The following is a 14,318-nucleotide window of genomic DNA, read 5'->3' on the forward strand; positions in this document are numbered from 1 at the left end:
GCCGCGGTGGCCGGAATCCCCGCCTTTCCGTCGACGGAGCGCGACGGACAGGTCACCGTCCGCTGTGGCGGCCGGTGCGTGACGCAGCACTCTGGCGGCCGGACACCCCCTGGGCTACCGTCGGTAACACCCTGCCGCCTCGGTAGTCCCACGCACATCTCCCGCGCCCTCGGCACCCCTTCCGGAAGGCAGCCCATGGAGAACCTCAGAGCAAGCTCCGCAGCGCAGCACGGGCCCGGCTCGGAGCCCCCCGCCGGACTCACCCGCCGCCATGCCCTGACGGTGGCGGGCGGCGTGCTCGCCGGCGCGGCGCTCGCCCAGGCGGCGGTCCCGGCCTTCGCCGCGCCCGCGGCGTCGGCGGACGCGGACGCGATCGTGGTGGGCCACGGGCTGGCCGGGCTGGTCGCGACAGCCGAGCTGGCCGCTGCGGGACGCAAGGTGCTGCTCCTGGACCAGGAGCCGGAGAGCAATCTGGGCGGGCAGGCGTTCTGGTCCTTCGGCGGCCTGTTCTTCGTGGACTCCGACGAGCAGCGGCTGATGGGCATCAAGGACTCGCGTGAACTGGCCTGGCAGGACTGGCTGGGCACGGCCGGCTTCGACCGGGGGATCGACGACCCGGCCGGCCAGGACCACTGGGCGTACAAGTGGGCCGAGGCGTATGTGGACTTCGCCGCCGGCGAGAAGCGGTCCTGGCTGTACGGCCTGGGCGTGCGCTGGTTCCCGATCGTCGGCTGGGCCGAGCGCGGTGGTGGACTCGCGGACGGGCACGGCAACTCGGTGCCCCGCTTCCATGTCACCTGGGGCACCGGACCGGCCGTCGTCGAGCCGTTCGAGAAGAAGGTGCGGGACGCGGCGGCGGGCTCCAAGGTGACCTTCAAGTTCCGGCATCGCGTCGACGGCATCGTGACGACCGGCGGCGCCGTCACCGGCGTACGCGGCGCGGTCCTGGAGCCGAGCGACGCCGCGCGCGGCAAACCCAGCTCCCGCACCGTGGTGGGCGAGTTCGAACTCCGCGCCCCTGTCGTGATCGTCACCTCCGGCGGCATCGGCGCCAACCACGACCTCGTACGGCAGAACTGGCCGGCCCGACTCGGCACCCCGCCGAAGTTCATGGTCACCGGCGTGCCCGCGCATGTGGACGGCCGCATGCTCGCCATCACCGAGAAGGCGGGCGGACGGATCGTCAACCCCGACCGCATGTGGCACTACACCGAGGGCCTCAGAAACTACGACCCCATCTGGCCCGGCCACGGCATCCGCATCCTGCCCGGCCCGTCGTCCATGTGGTTCGACGCCACCGGCAAGCGCTTCAACACGCCCGACATCCCCGGGTACGACACCCTGCACACCCTCAAGTCGATCACCGACTCCGGCCATGACTACTCCTGGTTCGTCACCACCCAGAAGATCATCGCCAAGGAGTTCGCGCTCTCCGGCTCCGAGCAGAACCCGGACCTCACCGAGAAGAACATCTGGAAGCTGCTGTCGCGGATCTGGCAGACCCCGGAGCCGATCGAGAAGTTCAAGGAGAGGGGGGCCGACTTCGTCGTCGCCTCCACGCTCCCCGAACTCGTCGCGGGCATGAACAGGCTCACCGGGGACGGCCTCATCGACCTGGCCGACCTCAAACGGCAGATCGACGCCCGGGACCGGGAGATCGACAACCCGTACACCAAGGACATCCAGGTCATGGGCATCCGCAACGCGCTCAGCTACCCCGGCGACTCGCTCAGCCGCACCGCCCCGGCCCACAAGATCCTGGATTCCGGCGCCGGGCCGCTGATCGCCGTGCGCCTCAACGTCCTCACCCGCAAAACGCTCGGCGGCCTCCAGACCGACCTCTCGGGCCGTGTCCTGGACAGCACCGGAACCCCCATACCCGGTCTCTACGCGGCCGGGGAGGTCGCGGGATTCGGCGGAGGCGGCGTCCACGGCTACCGCTCCCTGGAGGGCACCTTCCTCGGCGGCTGTCTGTTCTCCGGCCGGCAGACAGGACGCGCGGCGGCGGCCGCCACCGCGTCCTGAGGCCAGAACGCGGCGGGCGCCCGCGCGTGTCACGCCGGCGCCCGCGTGGGGGTCAGAGGAACTGCTGGATCACCAGGACGGTCGCGCTCGCCACCGCGAGCCCCATGGCGGCGGCCCTGGTGCGCCGCATGTCGAGTCTGCCGGACAGCGGGCGGGCGAGCAGCACACCGATCACCGCGGCCGGGGCCAGCAGGGCGGTGTACCGCAGGCTGTCCTTGTGCACGGCTCCCGTCGCCGCCAGCGAGGCCAGGCTCATCGCGGAGCCGGCCAGGAAGAAACCGCTCATCGTGGAGCGCAGCTTCGGGCCGCTCAAGCGCTGCCACACCATGGCCATCGGTGGCCCTCCGATGGAGGTGGCCGTGCCCATCACCCCCGACACCAGGCCGGCCAGCAGCACGGACCGCCGTCCCGGTCGCGGTACGAAGCCGCGCAGACTCACCGCGACGCCCAGGAGGACGACGCCGGCGACGAGGAACGCGAGGTGCCGGGCGGGCAGCACGGCGACCAGCGCCGCGCCGCCCACGACGCCCGGCACCCGGCCGACCAGCGCCCACCCCGCTCCTCGTATGTCCGCGTGTCCGCCTTCCAGCGCCACGACCGCGGCCGTGACCCCGGTGGCCAGCAGCAGGACCACCACCGGGGTGAGCGAGGGGTCCAGTATCGCGATCACCGGGGCGGCGAGCAGGCCGAGGCCGAAGCCGATGGCGACCTGGAGCAGCGACCCGATCGCCACGGTGATGAAGAGCAGGGTGAACTCCGGCAGGCTCATGCTCCCGTCGTCCCGATGCCCAGCGGGAAGTGGCACAGGGCCTCGTGCGCCTCCGGCCCGGTGTCCGCCGCTCCTTCGCGGGTGACCGCCAGGGGAGCGTGGTCGCCGCACCGGGCCTCGCTCTTCCAGCAGCGGGTGCGGAAGCGGCAGCCCGACGGAATGTCGAACGGGGAGGGGATCTCCCCGCGCAGCTGGATCTCCTCGTCGCGGGTCTGCCCGGAGACGTCGAGCGTGGGCGCGGCCGACATCAGGGCGGCGGTGTAGGGGTGCAGGGGCCGGTCGAAGACGTCTTCGGTGCGGCCGTGTTCGATGACCTTGCCCAGGTACATCACCGTCACCCGGTCGGAGACGTGCTTGACCACGGACAGGTCATGGGAGATGAACACATAGGAGACGCCGAGCCGTTCGCGCAGCTCGGAGAGCACATTGAGCACCTGGGCCTGCACCGACAGGTCCAGCGCGGACACGGGTTCGTCGCACACGATGAGGTCGGGGTCGAGCGCGAGCGCCCGCGCGATGCCGATGCGCTGCCGCTGCCCGCCGGAGAACTCGTTCGGGTAGCGGTGGGCGTCGCTCTCCCGCAGTCCGACCAGGGACAGCAGCTCACGCACCCGTCGTTCCCGGTCCTTTGCCGTGGGCACGATGTCGCGATGGGTGCGCCACGGCTCACCGATGAGGTCGGCCGCGGACATCCGGGCGTTGAGCGAGGCGAACGGGTCCTGGAACACCATCTGTACCCGGCGGCGCCAGGCCAGCAGCTCCTTGCCCTTGAGGGTGAACGGATCGGTGCCGTTGAAGCGCACCGTGCCCGAGTCGGGCCGCTCCAGCCCGAGCACCACCCTGGCCAGGGTCGACTTGCCGCATCCGGACTCGCCCACCAGGCCCAGGGTCTCGCCGCGCTCGAGCCGTACGTCGACTCCGTCCAGCGCGGTCAGGCGCCGGCGCCCGTGGCCGAACGACTTGGTGACGCCCTTGACCTCGAGCAGGGGTGGGGAGCCGGCCGGACCCCGTGGGTGTGTGGCGGTGGTTTCGGTGACGTGGATCCCCGATGTATCAGTCACGGTCGAGCTCCTCGGAGAAGTGGCAGGCGGCCGAGCGTGAGGCGCCGACGGACACCAGCTGAGGACGTTCCTCGGCACAGCGTTCCCTGGCCAGCGGGCATCTGGCCTGGAAGACGCAGCCGGGCGGGACCGCGCTGAGCTCGGGCGGGCTGCCCGGTACGGCGGGCAGCGGGCGGCCCCTCACGGCGTGTTCGGGAACGGAGTCGAGCAACCCCTTGGTGTAGGGGTGGCGGGGGCGGGCGAACACCTCCCGCACCGGGCCGGTCTCCACCACGTTGCCCGCGTACATGACCACCACGTCGTCGGCGCGCTGGGCGACCACCGCCAGGTCGTGGGTGATCAGGACGATCGCCATGTCCCGCTCGGTCTGGAGGTCCCGCAGCAGCCGCATGATCTGCGCCTGCACGGTGACGTCGAGCGCGGTCGTGGGCTCGTCGGCGATCAGCACATCGGGGTCGAGGGCCACGGCCATCGCGATCAGCAGCCGCTGGCGCATCCCCCCGGAGAACTGATGCGGGTACGAGCGGGCCCGCAGTCGCGGCTCGGGGATCCCGACCCGGGTCATCAGCTCGATCGCCTTCTCCCCGGCCTCGCGCCGCGACATCCCGCGGTGGATGCGGAACGGCTCGGCGAGCTGCCTGCCGACCGGCTGCACGGGGTTGAGCGCGGTCAGCGCGTCCTGGAAGACGATCGAAAGACCGGGTCCGGCGAGCTTTCTGCGGCCCGCCCGGCTCAGCCGCAGCACATCGGTGCCGGACACCCGCACGGAACCGTCCGTCACCTCGGCCACCGGGTCGAGCAGTCCGACGATGGACAGCGCGGTCATGGACTTCCCGCAGCCGGACTCGCCGAGCAGCGCCAGCGTGCGCCCCTTGTGCACGCTGAAGCTGACGTCGTCGACGGCGCGGACCGTGCCGGAGGGGGTGCGCAGCTCGACGCGGAGCCCCTCGACCTCGAGCGCGGCATGACCGGCCGCGGTGGGCGCGGACAGGGTTGACGGCTTCATGCGATGACCTCCGAGGGAACAGTGGCCCGGGCCCCGCGCCGCTTCTTGGGCAGCGTCAGACGCCAGCGCTGGGCGGGATCCGTGGCCAGGCGCACCCACGCGGCGAGCACCGTGGCCGACACCGTGGTGAGTACGATCGCGATGCCCGGCAGTACGGCGATCCACCAGGCGGTCTGAAGGTACTGGCGCCCCTGGGCCACCATCAGCCCCCAGCTCACATCGGGGGGCTGGATCCCGATGCCCAGGAAACTCAAGCTGGACTCGGTCAGCATGACGAAACAGAAGTCGAGCGTGGCCACCGTCAGCAGCGTCGGCAGCGCGATCGGCAGAATGTGCCGGTAGATGATCTGCCAACTCGGGGTGCCGAAGGTCCGGGCCGCGTCGACGAACAGGCGGCTTCTCAGCTCGGCCGACTCCGCGCGGGCGGTGCGCAGATAGACGGGGATGCGGGCGACGGCGAGGATCAGCACGATGTTCAGCGCGCTGGGCGCGAAGACGTAGAGCACGACCACCGCGATCAGCAGGGACGGGAAGCTGAGGATGACATCGGCGACGCGCATCGCGATGTTCTCGCGCCAGCCCCCGTGGTAGCCGGCCCACATCCCCAGCGTGGAGCCGATCAGCAGCGAGCACAGCACCGCGGGCACCGCGACGTACAGCGTCGTCCCGGCGGCCTCGATGAGCCGGGCCACCACGCTGCGGCCCAGCACGTCCGTGCCGAGCAGCCCGTAGAAGCCGTGGTCGAGGGACGGCGGGCGCAGCGAGGCGCGGAGGTCCTGGCGGGTCGCCCGGTCGCCGATGAACAGCCGGCCGAACAGCGCCACCAGGAACACCAGGGAGAGGATGACGGCGGCGACGGCCGCGCCCCGGTCCCTGCCGAGCAGCAGCCACCAGCGGGGCGGACGGGTGCGCGGCGCGGGGGTCTCCCCGGCGGGACGGTCAACAGCGTCGGCGGGACGGTCGACGGGGTCGGTCATGGTGGCTCCTTCGCTCACGCCGGCACCGCCTGGCGCACTCGGGGGTCGATCAAGGCGTGGCAGACGTCGACGAGGATGTTCAGCGCGAAGATCGTCACCGCGGTGATCAGGACGGCGGCCTGGAGCACGGCGAAGTCGCGCTGGAGAATCGAGTCGATCATGAGTTTGCCGATCCCCGGCCAACCGAAGATCGTTTCCACGATCACCGCGCCGTTGACCAGACCGACGGTGAGATCCCCGGCGACGGTCAGCACGGGCGTGACGGCGTTGCGCAGGGCGTGCCCGAACACGACGCGCCCGGCGCCGGCCCCCTTGCTGCGGGCGACCTTGACATAGGGCGCGGAGAGCGCGCCGACCATGCTGCCGCGGACCACCTGCACCAGCACGCCGAACGGGCGGATCAGCAGGGTGGCGATCGGCAGCACCCACACCTCGGGGCCGCCCAGGGTGCCGGAGGTCGGCAGCCAGCCCAGGCCCACCCCGAAGACGAGCACACCCATGATCGCGAACCAGAAGTCGGGGATGCTGGCCGCGATCATCGACAGCAGACCGGCGATCCGGTCGATGAGCGAGTTGGGCCGGTAGGCGGCGAGGCTGCCGATCAGCAGCGCGCCGAGGATCGCCAGCAGCATGGTCATGCCGGCGAGTTGGAGGGTGACGGGGAACGCGTCGAGCACCATGGTGGCGGCCGACTGCCCGGTGCGCAGGGACGTGCCGAAGTCGAACTGCACGGCCTGGGTGAGGTAGTCCCACAGCTGCACCGGGATGGAGTCGTCGAAGCCGTGCGCGGCGGAGAAATCGGCGCGCTGCTGCGGGGTGGCGCTCAGCGGCAGGTAGAGGTCGACCGGGTTGCCGGTCAGGCGCGCCAGGCAGAACACGCCCAGCACCACGAACACCAGGGGAATCGCGCTGGAGATGATGCGCTTGCCCAGGAAGGAGGTCATATCAGTGCTTCCCCGCCTTCGCAGGGCTGACCTCGGCCAGCCGCATCTCGTCTCCGGTGGCGGAGTTGGGCCGGTACTGGACCGACGGCGACAGACCCAGCAGTCCGCGCATGTGGGCCAGGTAGGCGAACTGCGCCACTTCCTTGTTCTGATAGGCGAGCAGATCGGCGAAGGCCTTCTCACGGGCCTTGCCGGACAGCGCGTTCGCCGCGTCGATGCGCCGGTCCAGCTCCTTGGTGCCGAACGTGGACTGGGGGCCGTCGCTCAGCAGGTACTGGCTGGTGGTGAAGGCCGCGTCCCCGGCCTGGTTGCCGTGCTGGACCAGCATCGCGATCGGCCCCACACCGCGGGGCAGCGGACGCAACTGGTACTGAAGACTGGTGGCCGTGTCCGCCATGCGAATCCTTACGTTCAGCCCTATCTGTGCCATCTCGTACTGGAGGGCCTCGGCCGTCTCCGCGATTCCGGCGAACTGGCCGTTGCGTGCGACGAGGGTGATCCGCCGTTTGACGGGGACGCCGTCGGCGGCCGCCTCCTTGACCAGCGCACGGGCCTTGGCCGCGTCGTACGAGGGCGGGACGAGGTCGTCGTTGTGGCCCACCACACCGGGTGGGACGAGTTGCGCGGCGGGCTTGGCCTTCCCATCGAGTAGGGCATCGATGATGCCGTCGCGGTCGATGGCCATGCCGATCGCCTTGCGCACCCGGATGTCATCGAGCGGTGCCTCGCGGCCGTCAAGACGCAGGGCGGTCGTCTCGTTGTTGGGGTAGGCGACCGAGTTCTCCTTGGTCGCGTCCATGGGGTCCAGCGAGGTGGTGATGTCGGCCTCGCCCTTGTTGATCATGGCGGCTCGGACACTGGCATCGCTGCGCCAGACATACGTGGCCCGGGGGTAGGCGGGGGCCTTCCCCCAGTACTTGTCGTAGCGGGCCAGGGAGATCGAGACACCGGTCTGCCACTCCTTGACGGCGTAGGGACCGGTGCCGATCGGTATGCGCACCTTGGCCCTGGAGTCGGTGGTGCGCGGCACGATCTCGATGAAGCTGAGCCGCAGCGGGAGGATGGGATCGGCCTTCTTGGTGGTGACGGTCAGCCGGGTGGGGGAGACGGCGCGCACAACGAGCTTCTCGTCGCCGAAGACATAGCCGTCCACATTGCAGGCGAGGTCGGAGTTGACGGCGCGGTCGATGGAGAAGGCGGCGTCTTTCGCCGTGAACGGCTGCCCGTTCTGGAAGGTCACACCGGAGCGGATGTCGAAGGTCCATGTCGTGGGCTTCGTCTGCCGCCAGCCGGTCGACAGCAGGGGTTCCAGCTTGCCCGAGGTGGGGTCCCGTTCGATCAGCGGTTCAGTGATGTTGGAGCGGACCACGACACCGGTCGCGGTTGTCGATGACTCGCAGGGCTCCAGGGTCGGGGGTTCCTGGGTGAGTACCACACGTAGGGTGCGGCCGTCCGCGCTGCCGGCGTCACCCGCGGCGTCGCTGTTCGCCACGGCGCACGCGCTGGTCAGCAGCATCGCGCCCGAGGTCAGGAGGGTGAGGACCGGGCGAACCCGGCCCGGTCCTCGGCGCGGGATGGAGCGTACGGAGGACTTCATCGTCGGCGTATCTCCGAAGGGGCTGAAGTGGTGCCGCCCGAGACGCGATTGTCGACATGGCTGTCCATACATGCGTACCCGGTCTGCATTTGTAAACGCCGAAGCTAAGGCTGAGGTGCGGGGGCGTCAAGAGATCTGACCAAAGCGACGTTTGACAACGCTGACCAGGTCGGGACGAGGCCCCCAGCTGCTCACATGATGCGGAGAAGGTATTGATCAATACACTTTGAGTCTTAGACAGGCATCGAAATCGGCCATACGCTCCCGGCCATTCCACAAGAACGGGAGTGGCCCCATGTCCTCAACTGGCAACGACGGCACTGACGGCACTGTTCTTCAGGTGTGTCCGCTGCTGCCGTCCCTGGAGACCGCGCTGGCCGAGCACCATCACACCGTGAAACTCGCGGATCTGCCCGACCCCGCCGCCTATCTGCGTGACCATGCCGGCGAGGTGGTGGCCGCCGTGACCAGCGCGCGGATCGGAGTGTCGAACGACCTGATGGACGCCCTGCCCGCGCTCCGCGCGATCGTCCACTTCGGGGTCGGCTACGAGACCACGGACGTCTCCCGGGCCCGCGCGCGTGGCATCGATGTCAGCAACACCCCGGACGTGCTCACCGACTGCGTGGCCGACCTCGCCGTCGGCGCCCTGATCGATGTGATGCGCCGCCTGTCGGCCGCCGACCGCTTCGTCCGCCGCGGCGCATGGGCCTCGGACGCCTTCCCCCTCGCGGCCAAGGTGAGCGGGAAACGCGTGGGCGTCCTCGGGCTCGGCAGGATCGGCCGTGCCATCGCGCGGCGGCTGGAGGGCTTCGGCGTGGAGCTCCTCTATTTCTCGCGCACGCCCGTCGAGGATGTGCGCTATCGCCGGGTGTCCTCGCCCACCGAGCTTGCCGCGGAATGCGACGCGCTGGTCGTGGCGGTCGCCGGGGGCGGCGCCACCCAGGGCCTGGTCTCGGCGGAGGTGCTCGAGGCGCTCGGCCCTCGGGGCTACCTGGTGAATGTCTCGCGGGGCAGTGTCATCGACGAGCCGGCACTGGTGGACGCCCTGGTGAACGGCGGAATAGCGGGCGCGGCGCTCGATGTGTTCGTGGACGAGCCCCACGTTCCCAAGGCCCTGCTGGACCTCGACACGGTCGTGCTGCTGCCGCATATCGCCAGTGCGACACACGAGACACGTGAGGCCATGGGCGAGCTCACGTTCCGCAATCTGCATCACTTCATGACCGAGGGCACGCTTGTCACGCCGGTACCGACGCATTGACAGCCATATCGCCACCTGTTTACAAATGAAGACACCAGCTACATATGAGGATGGTGTTATGGCCAGGCCGGCTGAACGCATCGCCGACGTCACCGTCACCCCGGTGGCGTTCCGGGACTACCCCCTGCTCAACACGGTGGGAGTGCACGAGCCGTACGCGCTGCGCTCCATCGTGGAAGTCACCACCGAGGGCGGCGTCACCGGCGTCGGCGAGACCTACGGCGGAACCGTGCACCTGGAGCGGCTGCGCCGGACCGCCGAGGATGTCGTCGGCATGGACGTCTGGAGCCTGAACGACCTGCTGCTGCGCACCCGTCGCGCGCTCGGTTCGGACACCTCCGGAGGGGACGGCATGTCCGGCATGGTCACCGGCAGCAGCACGGTGGACCGGGTCGTCTCCCCGTTCGACGTGGCCTGCCTGGACATCCAGGGCAAGCTGGTGGGACGGCCGGTCAGCGACCTCCTCGGCGGCGCCGTGCGCCCCAGCGTGCCGTACAGCGCCTACCTCTTCTACAAGTGGGCGGGACACCCGGACCAGCCGGACGACGACTGGGGCGCCGCGCTGGACCCGGAGGGACTGGTCGAACAGGCCCGTCGCATGATCGACCAGTACGGCTTCTCGTCCATCAAGCTCAAGGGCGGCGTCTTCCCCCCTGACGAGGAGATCGCCGCGATACGCGCCCTGCGGGCGGCCTTCCCCGACTTGCCGCTGCGGCTGGACCCGAACGCCGCGTGGAGCGTGGAAACCTCGCTGCACGTCGCGCGCGAACTCGACGGCACCCTCCAGTACCTGGAGGACCCGACCGAGTCCATCGCCAACATGGCGGCCGTGGCCGGGCAGACCGACACCCCCCTGGCGACCAACATGTGCGTCGTCTCCTTCGACGACCTCGCCCCCGCCGTCGCCCAGGGCGCGGTGGGCATCGTGCTGTCCGACCACCATTTCTGGGGCGGGCTGCGACGCTGCGCACAGCTCGCCGCGATCTGCGAGACCTTCGGCCTCGGCCTGTCCATGCACTCCAACTCCCACCTGGGCATCAGTCTCGCCGCGATGACCCATCTGGCCGCCGCCACGCCACGGCTGACCTACGCCTGCGACACACACTGGCCGTGGAAGCAGCCGGACGAGGACGTGATCGCCCCAGGAGTCCTGCGGTTCACCGAAGGGCGGGTCGAGGCGCCCACCGCCCCGGGGCTCGGCGTGGAGCTGGACCGGGACGCGCTCGCCCGGCTGCACCAGCAGTACCTCGACTGCGGGCTGCGCGACCGCGACGACACCGGCTACATGCGCCGCTTCGACCCCGCCTTCGAGCCCAAGACGCCCCGGTGGTGACCGCGCCATGCGCATCATGCTCAACCACCGCATCCTGAGCAGGTTCACCGAGCGGCTGAGGGCACTGACCGACGGCCGGCACGAGTGGCTCGAGGCCTCCGACTGGGACCCGGAGCGGATCGCCGGCGCGATCGCCGACGTCGACGTGTACGTCGGCTCACAGCTCGGCGAGGACGACGCGCGGCGGGCCCGACGGCTCCGTCTCGTCCACGTGGTCGGTGCGGGCTACGACGGCATCCCCCTGGAGGCGCTGGGGCCGGAGGTGACCGTGGCCAACACCCACCACCACGGCAGATCGATCGCCGAACACGTCCTGATGTGCGTGCTGATGCTGTCCCGGCGCGTGCTCACCGCCGATCGGGAGCTGCGCGCCGGGCGGTGGCGGAACGTCGCCGTCGACCCCACGCTGCCCTTCGGGGACACCCTGCGGGGGCGGCGCGTCGGCGTCATCGGCTTCGGGGAGACGGGGACGGAGATCGCCCGGCTGTGCCAGGCGGTCGGCCTGGGCGTGCGGGCCGTGCGCCGCGATCCATCGGCCCCCCTGCCGGCGGATCTGCGACCCGACTGGGTGGGCGGCACGGACCGGCTCCCGGAACTGCTGGCCGAGTCCGACGTCGTCGTGGTCACCGTTCCGCTGGGCCCCGCGACCCGCGGACTGATCGGACCGGCCGAACTGGCCGCGATGGGCCGCCACTCCCTCCTCGTCAATGTCGCCCGCGGCCCCGTGGTCCAGGAGGAGGCCCTGTACGAGGCGCTGTCGGCCGGCACCATCGCCGGCGCGGCCCTTGACGTGTGGTGGGCGGGCCCTCCGCACGCGCCGAGCCGCCTGCCGTTCCACACCCTGCCCAACGTGGTGATGACACCGCACAACTCCGGCCATACCGAGGAGACCTTCGCCTCCCGGGCCACGGAGATCGCGGCCAACATCACCCGCCTGGAACAGGGGAGTCCGCTCACCAACGTGGTACGCCCCGGCCGTGCGACCACGCCCCCGCTTCCCGGCTGACGCGGGCGCGAAGGCAACACGCGCTCGCGCTAGTGTGCGTGTGTGAGCCTTCATGTCGTGATGGGATTCGGGCCCGCCGGAGCCGCCACCGCCCGGCTGCTGGTCGAACAGGGTCATTCGGTACGGGTCGTCACCAGGTCCGGCCGAAGCCCGGAGCCGGGCATCGAGCACGTGGCGCTGGACGCGGCGGACACGGAGCGACTGATCGCGGCCGCGCGGGGCGCGGCCGCGATCCACAGCTGTGCCGCACCGCCCTACCACCGCTGGACGCGTGACTGGCCGCCGCTGGCCGCGTCGGTCTGCGCGGCGGCCGAGGAGACCGGGGCCGTGCTGGTCATGCTGGGCAACCTCTACGGCTACGGCCCGGTGGACGGCCCCATGACCGAGGCGCTGCCGCTCGCCGCGACCGGTCCCAAGGGGCGCGTGCGCGCCGCCGTCTGGGAGCAGGCGCTGGCACTGCACGAGCAGGGCCGTATCAAGGCGGTCGAGGTGCGGCCCTCGGACTTCTTCGGGCCCGGCGTGACCGACGGCGGACACCTGGCGGCCCGTGTCATGCCTCGACTGCTGCGCGGCAAACCGGTCTCCACGCTCGGGGACCCGGACGCCCCGCACAGCTGGAGCTATCTCCCCGATGTGGCCCGGGCCCTGGTCGAGGTCGCGGGGGACGAACGGGCCTGGGGGCGGGCCTGGCACGTGCCGACGGAGCCCGCGCTGTCCGTCCGGGAGATGGTCGGTCTCCTCGCCGCGCGGTCGGGAACGGGGCCGGTCGCGGTGCGCGGGCTGTCGCCGGCCGTACTGGGTCTCGCATCGGTCTTCTCCCCGCTGCTCCGCGAACTGAAGGAGATCCGCTATCAGTTCGACCGGCCGTTCGTGGTCGATTCGAGCGCTTACGAAGCAGAGTTCGCAGGACGGGCCACCCCACTCGACGAGCAGGTCGAGGCGACCGTGGACTGGTGGCGTGAGCGGCTGTCCGCCGCCGGGTGACAAGAGGGACGGCCGGCCTACTTCACGAAGTCCGAGACGACCCGGGCCGGCCAGGTGCCCACGGTGAGCATGCCCGCCGAGTACGCCCGGGATATCAGGGCGGCGCGGTTCGGGGCCTTCATCTTCCGGAGCATCGAGCCCACGTGGTATTCGACGCCCTGCCTGCTGAGATAGAGCTTGGAGGCCATCTGCACGGTCGACGCGCCGGTGGCCACCCCCTCCAGGATCCGGGCCTCCAGCGGTGAGAGCAGCAGACGGCGCTGGGCGCGGGGCTCGTCCTCCGGCGACTGGTTGTCCGGCTTGACCAGCACGACGATGGCCGACAGCCCGTCCGAGGAGCCCTGGACGGCGGTCGCGGTCAGCACCCCCGAGAACGGGTGCCCAGTGGAGCGGTATCCCACGACCCGTTCGGTGAACCGGGTGCGCCGGCCGTCGTGCAGCCGCAGGAAGTGTTCGCGGAGGACGGAGGGCGAGCTGGGACGCAGCAACTCGAACAGGTTCCGGCCGCACAGCTCCGCCGAGGATCCGGCGAAGTAGCGGAAGAAGTCGTCGTTTCCCGCCTGGACCCGGAGGTCCGGATCCAGAGTGGCCATGCCCGTGCCGTACTCGCCCGTGGACACTCGGGCCCGGTTCCCTGCGTCTCTCTGACCGGGTGCCGGGTGTGTCACCGGAATGGTGTTGGAGAGGGTCAAGAGGAGTCACCTCTTTCGGTCGTTTCAGCGACGACGCGAGGGACCTTGCCCATGAAATGCTCAGGGCGCGGACCTGATGTGCGGCCTCGGCGACGTCAATTGACCATGCTTTAAGTTTGCTTTCAGTGATCCGTTTCCCCGAGCGGATCGAGGAAACGGCGGATATGTTTCGCGCTACCCCCGCGAAGGTCAACTGGTGATATCGCTAGGGGATCGAGTGACGGGTGTTAGGCGCAGTTCTAAGTGTATATCCGAACCCTGCTCCGACCCGCTGCCCGTATGTCGCCTTGTGGTGACCGTTCTTGCCCGAGTGCCCGCGTCGGTCACCGGTTGTGTGCGGGGCGGGCAGTGTAAGAGCGGGGGCGCGGCCGCGGTGTGAAGGAGTCTCGGTGGGTGGAAACGGAATACGATCATCGGCGGGCCGAAACTGGTCAGTATCCCCTTGCTACCTGCGAGAACATGAGAAATGGTGAACCTGGAGAGGCGCTTCAAGTCTCGGAAATCCCCTAGCGTACAGCCGGTTCCTTGACATGATTCCTGAGCGGCTGTGAAGGTTGGGCTAGACAACCTCGCATTCGGAACCGGGCAACCGACCCATGGCCATTGCGGGTGTGCCTCAAGCAGTGGAATGCGTCGAATTCCCTGTGCCGCCCACTGCGC

12 protein-coding genes are annotated in these 14,318 nt (G+C 70.1%); 5 read left to right on the plus strand and 7 right to left on the minus strand.

The features are described from left to right. Window positions 1-195 precede the first annotated feature (195 nt). A complete protein-coding gene (locus tag ACZ4WQ_RS36110) occupies window positions 196-2,025 on the plus strand; it encodes an FAD-binding dehydrogenase (protein ID WP_398374958.1) in 1,830 nt (609 codons plus the stop codon). 52 nt (window positions 2,026-2,077) lie between these two features. Here ACZ4WQ_RS36110 and ACZ4WQ_RS36115 read toward each other — a convergent pair whose 3' ends face one another. The 6 genes from ACZ4WQ_RS36115 to ACZ4WQ_RS36140 are packed head-to-tail and all read right to left on the minus strand — an operon-like array spanning window position 2,078 to window position 8,379. After that, window positions 2,078-2,794, minus strand: a complete 717-nt coding sequence (locus ACZ4WQ_RS36115; RefSeq protein ID WP_311723945.1) for a sulfite exporter TauE/SafE family protein — start codon at window positions 2,792-2,794, stop codon at window positions 2,078-2,080. Further along, a complete protein-coding gene (locus ACZ4WQ_RS36120) occupies window positions 2,791-3,855 on the minus strand; it encodes an ABC transporter ATP-binding protein (RefSeq protein ID WP_385343663.1) in 1,065 nt (354 codons plus the stop codon). Before ACZ4WQ_RS36120 ends, ACZ4WQ_RS36115 begins: the two co-directional genes overlap by 4 nt. Further along, the gene (locus ACZ4WQ_RS36125; protein ID WP_311723947.1) at window positions 3,848-4,861 is read right to left on the minus strand and encodes an ABC transporter ATP-binding protein; all 1,014 of its coding nucleotides are present in this window, start codon (window positions 4,859-4,861) and stop codon (window positions 3,848-3,850) included. Before ACZ4WQ_RS36125 ends, ACZ4WQ_RS36120 begins: the two co-directional genes overlap by 8 nt. After that, entirely contained in the window at window positions 4,858-5,838 is a 981-nt protein-coding gene (locus tag ACZ4WQ_RS36130) for an ABC transporter permease (protein WP_311723948.1), read from the minus strand. The genes ACZ4WQ_RS36125 and ACZ4WQ_RS36130 overlap by 4 nt, the downstream gene beginning before the upstream one ends. A gap of 14 nt (window positions 5,839-5,852) precedes the next feature. Continuing rightward, entirely contained in the window at window positions 5,853-6,782 is a 930-nt protein-coding gene (locus ACZ4WQ_RS36135; RefSeq protein WP_358844748.1) for an ABC transporter permease, read from the minus strand. A gap of 1 nt (window position 6,783) precedes the next feature. Further along, complete coding sequence (locus tag ACZ4WQ_RS36140) at window positions 6,784-8,379, minus strand: ABC transporter substrate-binding protein (RefSeq protein ID WP_398374960.1); 1,596 nt, start codon at window positions 8,377-8,379, stop codon at window positions 6,784-6,786. A gap of 295 nt (window positions 8,380-8,674) precedes the next feature. On the opposite strand from ACZ4WQ_RS36140, the gene ACZ4WQ_RS36145 reads away from it, so the two are divergent. Genes ACZ4WQ_RS36145 through ACZ4WQ_RS36160 form a run of 4 tightly spaced genes read left to right on the plus strand, consistent with a single transcriptional unit; the run spans window position 8,675 to window position 12,966 of the window. Next, entirely contained in the window at window positions 8,675-9,643 is a 969-nt protein-coding gene (locus ACZ4WQ_RS36145) for a 2-hydroxyacid dehydrogenase (protein ID WP_398374962.1), read from the plus strand. Window positions 9,644-9,701: 58 nt separating this feature from the next. Beyond that, the gene (locus ACZ4WQ_RS36150; protein WP_398374964.1) at window positions 9,702-10,976 is read left to right on the plus strand and encodes a glucarate dehydratase family protein; all 1,275 of its coding nucleotides are present in this window, start codon (window positions 9,702-9,704) and stop codon (window positions 10,974-10,976) included. A 7-nt stretch (window positions 10,977-10,983) separates the two neighbouring features. Further along, window positions 10,984-11,982, plus strand: a complete 999-nt coding sequence (locus tag ACZ4WQ_RS36155; RefSeq protein ID WP_358844744.1) for a 2-hydroxyacid dehydrogenase — start codon at window positions 10,984-10,986, stop codon at window positions 11,980-11,982. A gap of 42 nt (window positions 11,983-12,024) precedes the next feature. Further along, window positions 12,025-12,966 carry an NAD-dependent epimerase/dehydratase family protein gene (locus ACZ4WQ_RS36160; RefSeq protein WP_398374966.1) on the plus strand — a complete coding sequence of 314 codons (942 nt, stop codon included), beginning with the start codon at window positions 12,025-12,027 and terminating at the stop codon, window positions 12,964-12,966. Window positions 12,967-12,983: 17 nt separating this feature from the next. Here the strand turns inward: ACZ4WQ_RS36160 and ACZ4WQ_RS36165 are convergent, their stop codons facing one another. Next, the gene (locus ACZ4WQ_RS36165) at window positions 12,984-13,586 is read right to left on the minus strand and encodes a helix-turn-helix transcriptional regulator (RefSeq protein ID WP_385343645.1); all 603 of its coding nucleotides are present in this window, start codon (window positions 13,584-13,586) and stop codon (window positions 12,984-12,986) included. Window positions 13,587-14,318 lie beyond the last annotated feature (732 nt).

This window comes from Streptomyces sp. NPDC028305 (assembly GCF_055569495.1).